The 15231-nt window shown below is 33.4% G+C and carries 13 protein-coding genes; 12 read left to right on the top strand and 1 reads right to left on the bottom strand.

What is annotated here, in order from left to right:
• Positions 1-37 precede the first annotated feature (37 nt).
• The 5 genes from ABD730_RS12735 to ABD730_RS12715 all read left to right on the top strand — a co-directional run bounded on the left by ABD730_RS12735 (position 38) and on the right by ABD730_RS12715 (position 8526).
• Positions 38-2572, top strand: coding sequence for a T9SS type A sorting domain-containing protein (locus tag ABD730_RS12735; protein ID WP_344715161.1), 2535 nt, complete (start codon positions 38-40; stop codon positions 2570-2572).
• 83 nt (positions 2573-2655) lie between these two features.
• The gene (recR, locus tag ABD730_RS12730; protein ID WP_215924147.1) at positions 2656-3273 is read left to right on the top strand and encodes a recombination mediator RecR; all 618 of its coding nucleotides are present in this window, start codon (positions 2656-2658) and stop codon (positions 3271-3273) included.
• A gap of 7 nt (positions 3274-3280) precedes the next feature.
• Positions 3281-4381, top strand: a complete 1101-nt coding sequence (locus ABD730_RS12725) for a glycosyltransferase family 2 protein (RefSeq protein ID WP_344715159.1) — start codon at positions 3281-3283, stop codon at positions 4379-4381.
• Positions 4382-4471: 90 nt separating this feature from the next.
• Complete coding sequence (locus ABD730_RS12720; protein ID WP_334469981.1) at positions 4472-5866, top strand: dihydrolipoamide acetyltransferase family protein; 1395 nt, start codon at positions 4472-4474, stop codon at positions 5864-5866.
• Positions 5867-6183: 317 nt separating this feature from the next.
• On the top strand, positions 6184-8526 hold the full coding sequence (locus tag ABD730_RS12715; protein ID WP_344715157.1) for a leucine-rich repeat domain-containing protein: 2343 nt from the start codon (positions 6184-6186) through the stop codon (positions 8524-8526).
• Positions 8527-8837: 311 nt separating this feature from the next.
• Here ABD730_RS12715 and ABD730_RS12710 read toward each other — a convergent pair whose 3' ends face one another.
• The gene (locus tag ABD730_RS12710; RefSeq protein WP_334469985.1) at positions 8838-11057 is read right to left on the bottom strand and encodes a response regulator; all 2220 of its coding nucleotides are present in this window, start codon (positions 11055-11057) and stop codon (positions 8838-8840) included.
• Positions 11058-11288: 231 nt separating this feature from the next.
• Here ABD730_RS12710 and ABD730_RS12705 point away from each other — a divergent pair, with 231 nt between their 5' ends.
• The 7 genes from ABD730_RS12705 to ABD730_RS12675 all read left to right on the top strand — a co-directional run bounded on the left by ABD730_RS12705 (position 11289) and on the right by ABD730_RS12675 (position 15068).
• Positions 11289-12065, top strand: coding sequence for an exonuclease domain-containing protein (locus ABD730_RS12705; RefSeq protein WP_344715154.1), 777 nt, complete (start codon positions 11289-11291; stop codon positions 12063-12065).
• 19 nt (positions 12066-12084) lie between these two features.
• Complete coding sequence (locus tag ABD730_RS12700; protein WP_215924157.1) at positions 12085-12696, top strand: fumarylacetoacetate hydrolase family protein; 612 nt, start codon at positions 12085-12087, stop codon at positions 12694-12696.
• Entirely contained in the window at positions 12697-13038 is a 342-nt protein-coding gene (locus tag ABD730_RS12695; protein ID WP_344715152.1) for an Hpt domain-containing protein, read from the top strand.
• Between the two features lie 7 nt (positions 13039-13045).
• Positions 13046-14293: a competence/damage-inducible protein A gene (locus tag ABD730_RS12690; RefSeq protein ID WP_334469992.1), complete on the top strand. Its 1248-nt coding sequence runs from the start codon at positions 13046-13048 to the stop codon at positions 14291-14293.
• Positions 14294-14462: 169 nt separating this feature from the next.
• On the top strand, positions 14463-14699 hold the full coding sequence (gene rpmB, locus ABD730_RS12685) for a 50S ribosomal protein L28 (RefSeq protein ID WP_215924163.1): 237 nt from the start codon (positions 14463-14465) through the stop codon (positions 14697-14699).
• Positions 14700-14726: 27 nt separating this feature from the next.
• Positions 14727-14909: a 50S ribosomal protein L33 gene (rpmG, locus tag ABD730_RS12680; RefSeq protein WP_215924165.1), complete on the top strand. Its 183-nt coding sequence runs from the start codon at positions 14727-14729 to the stop codon at positions 14907-14909.
• A 6-nt stretch (positions 14910-14915) separates the two neighbouring features.
• Positions 14916-15068: a DUF4295 domain-containing protein gene (locus tag ABD730_RS12675; RefSeq protein ID WP_008271041.1), complete on the top strand. Its 153-nt coding sequence runs from the start codon at positions 14916-14918 to the stop codon at positions 15066-15068.
• Positions 15069-15231: the final 163 nt, after the last annotated feature.

The raw sequence follows: 15231 nt of genomic DNA, 5'->3' as shown, positions 1-15231 counted from the left end.
CATTTGGAAAAAAAACGGCTTTAAAAATAAATTATTTATGAAAAATATTATCTGCTTATTTGTGTTTATTATGTTTGGATTGGGGCTTTTTGCTCAAGATTACAAACAGCTTGTTGCCGAAGGAACAAATACAGTAGAGGCTATAGTAGAAGTGGCAGAGCGTCACTTTGATACTGTAGGAAGAGAGCGTGGCCGAGGTTATAAACCTTTTAGACGTTGGCAGTACTTTGCTGAGCGTGCTATGGATGAAACAGGAAAATTAAAATCGCCTGAGTTTTATTATAATGAATTACAAGACTTCAATGCAAGAATGAATAATGAAGGCTTAGCGGCAAGAACTGTAGTGGGGACTTGGGAAGAAATGGGACCAACCTATTGGAATGCCACTTCAGGTTATAATCCTGGTGTAGGTAGAATAACGTCTATTGCGGTAGAAAACGGAAACCTAAACCATATCATCTCTGGAAGTCAGACTGGTGGAGTATGGAAAACTTTAGATGGAGGTGTAACTTGGACAGTTCTTACAGATAATTTAGCCAATATGGATGTGTATGCACTTGCTATTGATCCGCTAAATAGTTCAACTTACTTTTGGGGATCTTACAGTGGAGCTATATTCAAATCTTTAGACAATGGAGCGACATGGTCGTTATTAAGTAGTTTACCTGGAGGTGGAAATGTAAATAAGATTTTAATCCATCCAACAGATACTTCAAAAATGTATTGTAGTGCTGAAGGCGGAGGCTTGTATAAATCAACAGATGGTGGTTTGTCTTGGAGTATTATTCATTTTAGTGCAACAAATGGTTACGATTTTGAATTTAAACCTGGAGATCCAAGCGTTATTTACGCCTCTGGAAATGCCTTCTATAAATCTACAGATAATGGATTAACTTTTTCTGAAGTACCGGGAGTAGGATCCAATCAGTTTTCAAATGGCCCTAAAATGATAGGAGTTTCTCCAGATAATCCTATTGTAATATATGTTGTTGAGGCTCAAAGTGGTTTGTATAACGGTTTGTATAAATCAACAAACGGAGGTATAACGTTTTCAAAATTAAACCATACGAATAAAAATTATTTTGGCTATTCATCTTTAGCAGATGACGATTTAGGACAAGCGCCAAGAGATATGGACATTGCTGTAAATCCCAATAATATTAACGATGTACATATTGCTGGTATAAATACTTGGAGATCAACAAACGGAGGTGTTACTTTTAATGTGACGTCGCAATGGACTCCTTATGATGCTAACTTAGAGGATGTTGGATATTGTCATGCCGATGTTGATATTATGGAGTTTGTGGGTACAGGCGAAAACACAAAGCTTTTAGTAGGAACAGATGGTGGTATTTATAGAGCAGAAAATCCAACAGTAGTTAACAGTAATTATTATACAGACCTAACAGCAGGAATGGGGATAAGACAGTTTTATAAGATTGGAGTGAGTCAAACTAATCCGGTAATTGTAACAGGTGGTTCTCAAGATAACGGTTCGTCATTATTGGGGGCAGACGGAAATTGGACAGATTGGTTTGGTGCAGATGGCATGGAAGGGTTTGTAGATAAAAACAATTCACAGTTAATTTACGGGACATCACAGTTTGGTGGTTTTATTAAGAGCTTTGATGCTGGCTTAAGTATCTCATACCTTACACAACCAGATGATAAAGGTGGTGATAGTGATTGGAATTGGGTAGTGCCTTTTGAGCAAGATCCTATTACACAAGATGTGATTTACTGTGCTTTTGATGAAGTTTATAAATCAATAGATGGAGGTAATGTATGGACTTCTATATCCCAAAATTTTTCGGCAGATATAGACCACTTTAAAGTAGCACCAACAGATAACAATAAAATGTATTTAGCTATTAATGGAGCATTTTGGTATACTGTTAACGGAGGAGTTAATTGGACGCAATCATCGCTTAGTATTGGTGGTGGACGTATAAATGATATCGCTGTTCATCCTACAGATCCAAATAAAATTGCGATAGCTACAACCAACAATCAAAAAGTATATGTTAGTACAGATAATGGCGCCTCTTTTTCATCTATTCGTTGGGATTTACCAAGTTTCTCTTCACAAGCTTTAGCTTGGCAAGACAATGGTAAAGATGGCTTGTATGTTGGTATGAATTATGGAATTTATTATACCGATAATGATTTAGGAAATACTTGGACTCCTTTTAACAATGGTTTGCCAAATGTTAGAATTAATGAACTTGAAATTAATGCGGCAGACAATAAATTATATGCTGCAACTTATGGTAGAGGTTTATGGAGATCGAGTCTTTATGATGAATCGTTAAGTGTTAATGATTTTGAACTAAATAATTTGTCGTTATATCCAAATCCAACCACTAACGAAGTCAATTTAAAATGGAATACAAACGAAGCAGTTGTAGTTAGAATTTATAATGCGATGGGTAAACTGATGTTTTATGCTAAAAATGTTAACTTATCTAATGCATATAAAATAGATACCTTAGCCTACGAAACTGGAGTTTATTTTGTAAAACTGAACAGTTCAAATGGAGAACTCATCAAAAAGTTAATTATAAAATAAAACCAATAACAAACTAAAAAGTCCAATTATATATGCATTATAATTGGATTTTTTTATGTCTAAAAATCAGTACCTTCGCACTCATGGAATTTTCATCAAAACTCTTAGAAAACGCTGTTAATGAAATGTCGCAATTACCAGGAATTGGTAAGCGTACAGCACTGCGTTTAGTTTTACATTTATTACGACAGCCAGAAAATCAAACCTTTCAGTTGGCAGATGCTTTGTCTAAGGTGCGCAGGGAAATCAATTTCTGTAAATCTTGCCATAATATTAGTGACAAGGTTTTGTGTGAAATCTGTGAAAACCCAAATAGAAATAGTGAATTTATTTGTGTAGTAGAAGATGTTAGAGATGTTATGGCTGTAGAAAATACGAGTTCTTTTAAAGGCTTATATCATGTTTTAGGAGGGAAAATATCTCCAATGGATGGTATTGGACCTCAAGATTTAAATATTTCGACCTTGGTAGAAAAAGTAAAATCAGGTAAAGTAAAAGAATTGGTTTTTGCTATGAGTCCAACGATGGAAGGAGATACGACTAACTTTTATATCTTTAAGCAAATACAAGGTTATAATGTCGCAACATCAACCATTGCTAGAGGTGTTGCAGCAGGTAACGAATTAGAATATACAGACGAAATTACATTAGGTCGAAGCATTATAGACCGTGTACCTTTTGAAGCTTCTTTAAAATCATAGCAAAATAGTGAAGTTATCTGTTATCATATTAAACTACAATGTCCGCTACTTTTTAGAATTATGTCTAAAGAGTGTCGTAGCTGCAATTGCAGATATCGATGCAGAGATTATAGTTGTAGATAATAATTCGCCTGATGATAGTTGTGATATGATTAAGCGGCTTTTTCCAACTGTGAATTTAATTGAAAACAAAGATAATTCAGGGTTTTCAAAAGGAAATAACATTGGTGTAACTCATGCAAAAGGTGAGTATTTATGTATTCTTAATCCAGACACCGTAGTTGCAGAAGATACATTTACAAAACTTATTCAATTTGCAGATTCCAAAGATAATCTTGGTATCGTAGGCTGTCAATTAATTGATGGAAAGGGTAAGTTTCTTCCAGAAAGTAAGCGTAATGTGCCCACTCCAAAAGTGTCTTTACAAAAAGTGTTAGGTAATACTAATAGTTATTATGCAAATGAGGTAGAGGTTGAAAATACAGGTAAAGTTGATATTTTAGTAGGTGCATTCATGTGGCTTAAAAAAGATGTTTACGAATATGTTCATGGTTTTGATGAAGCTTACTTTATGTACGGGGAAGATATAGACTTATCTTATAAAGTTATAAAAGCAGGTTATGATAATTTTTATTTTGGTGATACAACAGTCGTCCATTTTAAAGGAGAAAGTACCTTAAGAGATCGTAAATATGCTAAACGCTTTTATGGTGCAATGCAAATTTTTTACAAAAAGCATTTTAAACAGAATGCGGTATTTAATGCTATCGTTTGGTTAGGCATTAAACTGGCTTATGTAATGAGTAAAGCTCCAGAAATAGTAGAAACAAAATCTGAAAGAAGTTTTATTTATACTAAGGCTATTAGTCAATCTTTAGAAGAACAATTACCCCAACCAATCGAGATTACAGATTCAATACAAGACAAAATTGAAAAAGACAGTATGCTTGTGTATGATTTTAATGTATTGAAAGCTAGTGATGTAATTAATGACATGAAACAAAAATCGACGCAAGAGAATATTGTTTTTAGATTTCTACCAAAAAACAGTAAATTTATACTCGGAAGTGATAGTGCTACAAATAGAGGTGAAGTGCTACATTTTTAGGTTGTAATAATTGAATAAAAGTCAGTAAATCACATGTTTTTTTATTAATTTTGCAGTCGATTACAAAATAAAGACCCACAAATTAAAGATATGGCAAAGTTTGAACTTAAGTTACCAAAAATGGGAGAGAGTGTTGCAGAAGCAACTATAACCTCATGGCTTAAAGATGTTGGAGACACTATTGAAGCAGACGAAGCTGTTTTAGAGATTGCTACAGATAAAGTAGATAGTGAAGTTCCAAGTGAAGTAGACGGAGTTTTAGTTGAAAAACTATTTGAAGTTGATGATGTTGTACAGGTAGGTCAAACCATTGCAGTTATTGAAACTGAAGGTGGCGGAACAGTAGAAGTAAAAGCTCCTGCTGCAGCACCAGAACCAGTGGTTGAAGCAGTAGCACCAAAAGTAGCAGAAGTTGCACAAACAGTGGTGGCAGCAAAAACATCTGTAGAGCCGGTAGTTTCTACAGAAGATCGTTTTTATTCTCCATTAGTTAAAAATATAGCAAAACAAGAAGGTATTTCTCAAGCCGAATTAGATACCATTCCAGGAACAGGAAAAGATAATCGTGTGACTAAAAACGATATTAAAGCGTATTTAGAATCTCGTAGTTCTGCACCAAGTCCTGCGCCTGCTGCACAAACAGTTGAAGCTCCTAAGGCAGAACCAGTTGCTGCACCAAAAGTAGAAACACCTGCAGCACCAACTAAAGCACCAGAGCAACCTAAGGCAGAGAAACAGGTTGAAAAACCTAAAGAAAAGCCAATTGCAGTATCAGGAGGAGATGAGATTATTGAAATGAGTAGAATGGGGAAACTCATTTCAAAATATATGATAGATTCAGTACAGACGTCTGCACACGTGCAATCGTTTATAGAAGCTGATGTCACTAATATATGGAACTGGAGAAAAAAGGTTAAAGACGGTTTTATGAAACGTGAAGGTGAAAATCTGACCTTTACTCCAATCTTTATGGAAGCTATAACTAAAGCTCTAAAAGATTTCCCTATGATGAATATTTCTGTACAAGGAGATAAAATCATTAAAAAGAAAGCTATTAACGTTGGTATGGCAGCGGCTTTACCTGATGGTAATTTAATTGTACCTGTAATTAAAAATGCAGATCAGTTAAATTTATTTGGTATGGTAAAACGTGTAAATGATCTAGCTAACAGAGCGCGTTTAGGAAAATTAGATCCAGATGATATACAGGGCGGAACTTACACCGTAACCAATGTTGGTACTTTTGGGAGTATTATGGGAACACCTATTATCAATCAACCTCAAGTAGGTATTTTAGCCTTAGGTGCTATTAGAAAGGCACCAGCCGTAATTGAAGGACCAGAAGGAGATTATATTGGTATTCGTTATAAAATGTACTTGTCGCACTCTTACGATCACAGAGTTGTTAATGGAGCGCTAGGTGGACAATTTGTAAAAGCCGTAAAAGATTATTTGGAAGGTTGGGATAGTGATAGAGAGATATAATGAATTCTAAAAAACCAATTGATAATAAAACGAAATCTACGTTTTTTGAGGTAGTGGAAGTTATATTATATTGGGTTGGAGGTATACTTCTTATAGCTGTTTCTTCCGTTATTCTTTACTATATAGTTGTATTAATTTTATTTTTTGTGAAATAGCAACTATAGAATGAAATTTGAAAAAAAAGCACAGTTTGGTACTGTGCTTTTTTTTGTGTATATTTACTTACAGTTGTTGTATTGTTATGGAAATCATGGCTTTAGGTCATCATTTCAAGTTGTTAGTATTAAAGAAAAGGAATAATTAATTTATATATAATCATGAAAAAATTACTTCAACCATTTGCAATTTTATGTGTTATTTTTTGTTTAATCAGCTGTGAAACTGAAGTCGTAGATACAAATAATAATGGTCAAAATGACGATCCAGAATTAAATGATGCCATTTTTAAAACTGAAAATTTTGGTGAATCCACAACAGGAAATTTTATAGGTATTGTTAAAGATGAAAGTGGTAATGAAATATCAGATGTTCAGATTATGATTGGTAATTCTGCAGCTTTCACAGATGTGAACGGTGTGTTTATTATAAATGATGCAGATGTCTATGAGAATTTTGCTTATATAAAGGCTCAAAAAGAAGGGTATATAAATGGGTCAAGAGTTGTAATCCCAAAAGTTAATGGAGTTAATAAGGTAGATATAGTTTTATTAGAAAAAGAAGTGACAGCAAGAGTAAGCAGTGGAGTGGCTTCACAAGTATCCTTGCCTAATGGTGCTCAGGTAGATTTTAGTGGCGATTTTATAACAGCCCAAGGAGATCCGTATGAAGGTGATGTAGATGTTGTTGTAAATTATCTAGATCCAACTTTAAGGAGTACATTTTCAGAAATGCCTGGTCGTTTATTTGCACAAACTGAAGCAAATGATGCTAGGATTTTAGAAACCTATGGAATGATTTCGGTTAACTTATTTTCACCTTCAGGTGACGCTTTAAATATAGATGAAGACAGTCCATCAACCATATATTTACCAGTAGCTCCTGATCAAACCAGTATTGCGCCAGAAACTATTCCGTTGTGGTATTTTGATGAAGTACAAGGCTATTGGAAGGAAGAAGGGCAAGCTGTTAAAACAGGTAATAAATATGTCGGTTCTGTATCTCATTTTACTTGGTGGAATTGTGATCTTCCATTAGATTTTGTGGAATTATGTTTTTCTATTGAACCAGATAGTAATGCGTCTAGTACATTGTATTATGTGTCAATTGAACGTGCAATTAATAATCAAACTGTTTATTCAGGAAATATAAATTCTAGTGATCTTGAATGTGGGTTAATACCTGAAAATGAAGAGCTTATAATGTCAATTTATGGAGTTTCAGGATCGTGTAATAGTCAATTAATACATTCAGAGACTGTTGGAGGTTATGCTACAGATGCTAGTTTAAACGTTTCTTTTACAGAAGAATATACAGCAGCATCGCTTACTGGTGTGGTAACTAATTGTGATGGTAATCCTTTAACTAATGGATATGTTTACATAGATGAACAAAATGTATTTAGTATTACAGATGGAACAATTGATATAGGTGTTGTGACTTGCGCAGCAACACAGATGATTTCTGTTGTTGTATTTGATTATGATACCAATCAATGGGTAACTGTAGAAGACGTAATGATAGATAATCAAAATATAAATTTAGGAACGTTAAACACTTGTGGTGATACAGGTGGTACATACGATGGAAATGTTATTTTGTCAAATCAAAATGAGGTAAATAATTTCGGAATATTTGGTTATACTAGTATTGATGGTAGTTTGCAAATAGTTGGTTATAATGGCGCATCAGATATCACTGATTTAACACCATTGTCAAGTATAGAAAACATTGAAAGCGTTTTGGCTATAGAAAATAATCCTAATTTACAAAGTCTCGATGGTCTTAATGGGATAACGTCAGTGGCAGAGCTTCGTATAAATGTTAATCCATCATTAACTTCAATTTCAGCGTTAGAGAACTTGGTTGAGGTTGGAAATGTAAGTATTTCTTCTAATGAACTTCTTAATTCACTTAGTGGTTTAGGTGGAATTACAAATGCTAATAATGTGGTTGTTGATAATAACAACTCTTTAATATCATTAGCTGGTTTAGAGTCGCTTACGTCTGCTTATGATGTGTCAATCCGAAATAATGCGGTCTTAACTTCAATTTCAGAGTTAGGTAATTTAACAGTTGCCAACAGAATAGAAGTTTATGGACATCCATTATTGGCTTCATTACAAGGGTTAAATCAAATTACAACGTTAGATAGATTACGAATTAGTTATAACGATGCTCTTACAGATTTATCTGGTTTAAATAATTTATCGTCTGTAAACTTGTTTTTTATTGGTGCTAATGATGCCTTAACTAGTTTAAGTGGCTTAGATAATTTAATTGATGTTACAGGAGTTAATATTGGTAGAGATTTAGCATTTGACGTTATAGATGTTGCTCCAAATCAAAACTTGGCAGATTTTTGTGCTCTACAGAACTTATTTACTAATGGTACTTATCAAGAAGAAAGTTCTGGACCATTTTTAATATATGGTGTATTCATTGAAAATAACGCGTTTAATCCTACTGTACAAGATATTGTTGATGGTAATTGTAGTCTGTAGTTAGAGTAAAGGCCTTTGTTTGCTAGTTGGATATTAGCGTATTGGGAAGCCTCTGTTTTCTGGATTTTTTTAAGACGAACCCATCTGCTGTTTCGATTTAGAAACTATAGGAATTAATATTTCAAAAGATAGAATCGTAGAAATTTCTATTATTTTATAATGTATAAAAATAAAAAGCACAGTTTTAGACTGTGCTTTTTTATTGTCTTGTGAGTAAGATGTCTATAACAATTGTATTGCTATTAAAAAAAAGTGTTAGATTGTTTCTATACTGTCTTATTATGTGATAACCTGCCTGATATGTTGTATTGTTAAGTTCTTTTGTTGAGGTTGTAGGAGAGTGTTTTTAAAAATTCATTAATCTTATATGGTTTTACAATAGAGTCATCAAACTGAGCTTCTTTAAAACGATTATCTTGTTCGTTTTGTGTTACGGCAGTTAACGCAATAATGGTTAAGGGTAATTGAAGTTCGCGTATTCTTTTTGTAGCTTCAATACCATCCATCACAGGCATATGAACATCCATAAGAACTAAGTCGTATTGGGTTTGCATGATTTTATCAATACCTTCCTGTCCGTTAGTGGCAACATCGACTAAAATGTTGTGACTCTCTAGTGTTTTCTTGGTAACTAAAAGATTAATAGTATTATCATCTACAACTAAAACTCTTTTGTTTTTAAGCTTGTCTATCGATATCTTGTCTTCGATATTTTCATTGGCGTGTTCTTTTTGGGCTTGACCTACGGTGATTTCGAAATAGAAATTTGAACCTTCACCAACAACGCTTTTGAGTTCTATTTTAGAGCCCATATCAAAAAGTAATTTACGCACAATGGTAAGTCCTAACCCTGAACCTTGAAAATGGCCTTGATGTTTTAGTTGTCCAAATTCTTCAAAGATTTTTTTCTGGTCTGCTTCAGAGATGCCTTGGCCATTATCTATAACTTCAAATTTTAGCTTTAAATTGTTTTCGACCTTTTCTATTAAAGTAACAACAAGTTGTACTTCTCCATTATTAGTGAATTTTAAAGCATTACCAAGTAAATTAATTAGGATCTGTGACATTTTTGTCTGATCGCCTTTTATCCATTTAGGGATTTTACTATCTAAGGCTATTGTAAGGTTATTGTTGGTTTGGCCTGTGATGTATTCTAGAGACTCTTTTATATTATTTAATAGGTCTTTAAGAAGAAAGGCCTTAGCTTCTAATTCATTTTTTTCATTAGAATCCATTTTATTTAAAGTCAGTACGTCATTTACTAAATTGAGTAAGTAGTCTGCAGAAAATTTTAAAGATTGTAATTCTGTTTTATGAGATTTTAGACTTTTATCGTTGTTAAGTACAGTACTTAATCCAATAATTCCATATAATGGTGTGCGTAACTCATGACTCATTGTAGATAAGAAACGCGTTTTTACTTCTGCTAATTTTTCAGATTCTAATTTCGCTTCTAGGTATTCTTGATTCTTAATCTTGAGTTCGTTATTTAGTCTTCTTCTGTTTTTTATCACCTTTAGAAGGTAGAATAAAAGTCCTAAAAGTAACAATGAAACTAAGACACTGCCTATTAGTAGATTTTTTTGTGCTTCGGATTTTTCAATCGCCAATTTACTTCTTAATTCTTCATTCTCAAGCTCTTCTTGGATTTGTGCACTTTTTAAACCTGCCGTTAAAATTTTTGCCGATTTCTCAATTTCCTCTTCACGTCTTGCAAGCGAAAGACTGTCCTGTATTTTGCCAACCTCGTAAGCCTTTTTATAATCTTCTTTTTTTACAAGGCAATTAATATAGCCTTCATAGCCTTGCTTTAAGACATCGATATAGTTTGTTTCTTTAGCCATGCGTATGGTTTGCTGGTATAAATCTGCGGCTACATCGTAGTCTTTATTGTAAAATGCATAATGCGACTTAAGTAAACTAATGCCGGTTTGTCCTAATTTAAAATCTTTGCCTACATTTTCTTCAGCAGCATCTATATAAGGCTTAGCGCCTGTAGGATCGTTAAGTTGGTTAAAATGGATATCTGCAATATTATAGTTTAATATAAAAAGCGCCATTTTGTTATTTTGCTTTTTTGCCAGAGGTAAGGCTTGCTCAAAAGAATGTATAGATTCAACAGAGGATCCAAACGCTAAATAGATATTACCTAGGTCTATCTTAGCGCCTATAATCGCCGTGGTGTCTTTAAGTTGTTCTGATAATTTGTTGTTTTTTTGAGCGTATTCAATAGCTTTTACAGAATCGTTTAAATGGAGGTAGGAATTGGCTAGGTAACTACGGATGTTAAAAACTTCGAGAGGAAGCTCATTTTGGTCAACAAGTTTTAAAATTTCGCTAGCATTAAGAATTACAGAACTGTAGTTTTCTTCATAGTAATCTGCTATCATTACATTTTTAATGGAATCAATATGAATTGTGATTTCAGACTCAGAAGTGTCTATAACACTATCATTGGTGTCATTTGTATGCTGCGCATGAACACTACAAGCGAGGGAAAGTAATAGGATAAAGGGTAGTAAAAATCGCATTGTTACTCGGTAAAGGATATGATTATTAGGACAAAATACTGAAATTTATTCTTTTTACTATGGGTTTTTATAACATTAATTGAGGAATTTTTAGGTTTGTTCTAATGATTAGGTTTTCTAATAAACTATAAAAGTAATTTACTAGAACATAGTTTTATATGCCATAGGTTTTTTTAACCAAACATGTCTTTATTAAAGAATCTAACTACCTTTGTGAAAAATAAATAAGTAATGCAACTCAATCTTACAAAACCCATCTGCTTTTTTGATTTAGAAACTACAGGAATTAATATTTCAAAAGACCGTATCGTAGAAATTTCAATCCTTAAAGTCCATCCAGATGGTAAGGAAGAAGCAAAGACATGGTTAGTGAATCCTGAAATGCCAATTCCAGCTGAAGTGACAGCAATTCACGGTATTTCGGATGCAGATGTTGCAGATAAACCCACTTTTAAAGAATTATCCAAAGAAATTTATAACTTAATTAAGGATTCAGATTTAGGTGGTTTTAACTCTAACCGATTCGATATCCCTTTATTGGCAGAAGAAATGTTAAGAGCAGGTGTAGATTTTGATATGAAAAATACACGATCTGTAGATGTGCAAACCATATTTCATAAAATGGAACAGCGCACTTTAGTGGCTGCTTATAAGTTTTACTGTGATAAAGATTTAAGTGATGCTCACAGCGCAGAAGCAGATACTAAAGCCACATACGAAGTTTTAAAAGCACAATTAGAGCGTTACGAAGATTTAGAAAACGATACCAAGTTTTTAGCAGAATTTAGCTCACGTAAAAAGTTTGCAGATTTTGCAGGTTTTTTAATCTTTAATAAAGAAGGAGAAGAGTGTTTCTCATTTGGAAAGCATAAAGGCAAACGTGTGGTTGATGTCATGGAACAAGAACCAGGCTATTTTGGTTGGTTACTAAATGCAGATTTTCCTTTGTATACCAAGAAGGTTTTAACGGCAATTAAACTGCGTCAATTTAATAATAAGTTAAGTTAATACCAAAGCGTTAAGAAGAATGAAACTAATCTGTATAGGTCGTAATTACACGGACCACATTAAAGAACTCGAAAACGAAAAACCTACAGATCCAGTCGTGTTTTTAAAACCAGATACGGCAATATTATTAAAGAAGCAGCCTTTTTTTATTCCGGATTTTTCAGATGATGTTCACTATGAAGTAGAAGTTTTAGTGAAAATCAACAAAGTAGGGAAATATATAGATAAGAAATTTGCACATAAATATTATGACCAAATAGGGCTTGGTATAGATTTTACAGCACGAGACCTTCAGGCACAATTAAAAGCCAAAGGCTTACCTTGGGAAAAGGCGAAAGCCTTTGATGGAGCTGCTGTAATAGGGAAGTGGTTGCCAAAAACTAAATTTGAAAATATAGACAATATCAATTTTAGTTTAAAGCAAAATGACGACACCGTTCAGACAGGGAATACAGCGCTTATGCTTTGGAAAATTGATGAACTTATAGAATATGTCTCAAAATATTTCACTTTAAAAATAGGAGACATTATATTTACGGGCACACCAGCAGGAGTTGGTAAAGTTTTTGCAGAAGACCAATTAAAAGGATATCTTGAAAACGAGGAAATGTTTTCAATAAAAATAAAATAAATGTCAGAATATTATAAATTACATCGCGTACGAGAAATGGCTGATAATGACGAAGATTTCGTTGCAGCTTTAGCAGCCGCTTTTTTAGAAGAGGTGCCAGAAGACGCTGAACGTTTAAGAACAGCAGTACCAGAAAAAGATTATAAGGAAGTTTATCAAGCTGCTCATAAAATGAAGCCAACCATAGATCTATTTGAACTTGGTGTATTAGATACATTGATAGAAGTACAGGATTGGGGTAAGTTTGAGCAATCAGATAAAAATATAGAAGAGCAACTTACAACAGTCTTAACTGCAGTAGATAATGCTGTAAATGAAATTAAAGTCGATTTTGGACTATAACATATAGATGCAAGCAGAGATTATTACTATTGGAGATGAGATTCTCATTGGCCAAATTGTAGATACAAATTCGGCGTTCTTAGGCAAAGAGTTTAATAAATTCGGAATTTCTATTTATCAGATTACATCAGTACAAGATGAAAAATCTCATATCCTTAAAGCGCTAAAAGAAGCTGAAGAAAATGCAGATATCATTATTATAACTGGTGGCTTAGGACCAACCAAAGACGATATTACCAAGCATACTATTTGCGAATACTTTGAGGATACCTTAGTAGAAGACAAAGCTGTTTTAACTAATGTAGAGCAGATTTTTGCAAAATATAATTCTGCACCATTATTAGAAGTTAATAAGCAACAAGCTTTAGTGCCTTCTAAATGTAAAGTATTAATGAACCATAATGGTACAGCACCAGGGATGTGGTTAGAAAAAAACGGAAAAGTATTTGTATCGCTTCCTGGCGTGCCTTACGAAATGAAGGCCTTAATTACAGAGCAAGTTATTCCAAAATTAAGAGCACAATTTAAGTTTCCTTATATAATGCACAAAACCATCTTAACTTATGGTTTAGGAGAAAGTGCATTGGCAGAACGTATTGAAACATGGGAAAATAATTTACCTAACTTTATAAAGTTAGCCTATTTGCCAAGTTTAGGACGAGTACGTTTGCGTTTGTCAGGAAAAGCTACTGATAAATCTGTAGTTGAAAAAGAAATACTGCATCAGGTAGATTTATTATTAACACAGATTGAAGATGTTTTTGTAGGTTATGAGGAAGATGAATCTATTGAAGCTGTTATTGGAAAACGTTTAACTGAGCAAGGAAAAACGTTAGCTGTTGCAGAAAGTTGTACAGGTGGACGCATTGCCGAAGCATTTACAGCAAATGCAGGATCTTCTGCTTATTTTAAAGGCAGTGTAGTAACATACGCTACAGCATCTAAAGTAAAGATTTTAAACGTTTCAGAAGAGGCTATAAAAAAACATTCTGTAGTGAGTAAACAGGTAGCAGAAGCTATGGCAAAGAATGTAAGAACATTATTTGAGAGCGATTATGCTATAAGTACAACAGGAAACGCAGGACCAACAAAAGGAGATTCAGAAGCAGAGGTTGGAACGGTATGGATTGCAATTGCCTCTAAAGACCAGGTGTATTCTGAAGTTTTTAACTTTGGAGATCATCGTGAAAAAGTGATTGGTAGAGCTACAAATAAAGCTTTTGAAATGCTTCAGAAATATTTTTTGAAAAAGTAGAGTTTTATATTTGCTGAAACGTAAAGTTTTATTAAATTTGCACCCTGTTTAAAATATCTATGTTCAGATATTAAATTCTTAGGGTTAGTATTTTCAAGGAATTTCTTTGAGAAAAATAAAATTTTAAGAGTTAGCAGAAAAATAATAATACACCTAAAGAAAGAAAACAATGTCAAGAGTTTGTGAACTTACTGGGAAAAAAGCGATGGTTGGAAACAATGTTTCTCACGCTATGAATAAAACAAGACGTACATTTGATGCCAATTTAATCAAAAAACGTTTTTATATTCCTTCAGAAGATAAGTGGGTAACATTAAAAGTTTCTACATCAGCATTAAAGACTATCAATAAAATTGGTATCGAAGCAATGTTAAAAGAAGCTAAAGCAAAAGGATTTTACAAATAATAGCGTTAGCGCTTAAGTCAATTTACAATGGCAAAAAGAGGAAATAGAATACAAGTTATCTTAGAGTGCACAGAGCACAAAACTTCTGGAAAACCAGGAACATCAAGATATATTACAACGAAGAATAAGAAGAATACGCCAGACCGTATGGAGATTAAAAAATTTAATCCTATCCTTAAGCGTATGACAGTTCATAAAGAGATAAAATAAGAAACCATGGCAAAGAAATCAGTAGCGTCTTTACAGACAGGATCAAAACGTTTGACAAAAGCTATAAAAATGGTGAAATCACCAAAAACTGGAGCATACATGTTCGTAGAATCAGTAATGGCACCAGAATTTGTCAATGACTTTTTAAACAAAAAATAATCTTTATCTATATATAGATTAACTAAACTGCTTTCATTTGAAAGCAGTTTTTTTATGTTTATATTTGAAAACATCTGACATCTTAACAGTAAAATATTAAAGGCAAGGTTGTTGCAATGTAATAATTGCGAATAATACTGTCACACTGAGCTTGTCGAGGTGC

This window comes from Winogradskyella damuponensis, assembly GCF_039538385.1.
In the GTDB taxonomy this organism is placed as follows: domain Bacteria; phylum Bacteroidota; class Bacteroidia; order Flavobacteriales; family Flavobacteriaceae; genus Winogradskyella; species Winogradskyella damuponensis.
This window is presented reverse-complemented; position numbering and strand designations above follow the sequence as displayed.

Excerpts from the sequence above, each read along its gene's own strand:
- ABD730_RS12735 (WP_344715161.1), top strand. The coding sequence starts at position 38 with ATGAAAAATATTATCTGCTTATTTGTGTTTATTATGTTTGGATTGGGG.
- recR (WP_215924147.1), top strand. The coding sequence starts at position 2,656 with ATGGAATTTTCATCAAAACTCTTAGAAAACGCTGTTAATGAAATGTCG.
- ABD730_RS12720 (WP_334469981.1), top strand. The coding sequence starts at position 4,472 with ATGGCAAAGTTTGAACTTAAGTTACCAAAAATGGGAGAGAGTGTTGCA.
- ABD730_RS12715 (WP_344715157.1), top strand. The coding sequence starts at position 6,184 with ATGAAAAAATTACTTCAACCATTTGCAATTTTATGTGTTATTTTTTGT.
- ABD730_RS12710 (WP_334469985.1), bottom strand. The coding sequence starts at position 11,057 with ATGCGATTTTTACTACCCTTTATCCTATTACTTTCCCTCGCTTGTAGT.
- ABD730_RS12705 (WP_344715154.1), top strand. The coding sequence starts at position 11,289 with ATGCAACTCAATCTTACAAAACCCATCTGCTTTTTTGATTTAGAAACT.
- ABD730_RS12700 (WP_215924157.1), top strand. The coding sequence starts at position 12,085 with ATGAAACTAATCTGTATAGGTCGTAATTACACGGACCACATTAAAGAA.
- ABD730_RS12695 (WP_344715152.1), top strand. The coding sequence starts at position 12,697 with ATGTCAGAATATTATAAATTACATCGCGTACGAGAAATGGCTGATAAT.
- ABD730_RS12690 (WP_334469992.1), top strand. The coding sequence starts at position 13,046 with ATGCAAGCAGAGATTATTACTATTGGAGATGAGATTCTCATTGGCCAA.
- rpmB (WP_215924163.1), top strand. The coding sequence starts at position 14,463 with ATGTCAAGAGTTTGTGAACTTACTGGGAAAAAAGCGATGGTTGGAAAC.
- rpmG (WP_215924165.1), top strand. The coding sequence starts at position 14,727 with ATGGCAAAAAGAGGAAATAGAATACAAGTTATCTTAGAGTGCACAGAG.
- ABD730_RS12675 (WP_008271041.1), top strand. The coding sequence starts at position 14,916 with ATGGCAAAGAAATCAGTAGCGTCTTTACAGACAGGATCAAAACGTTTG.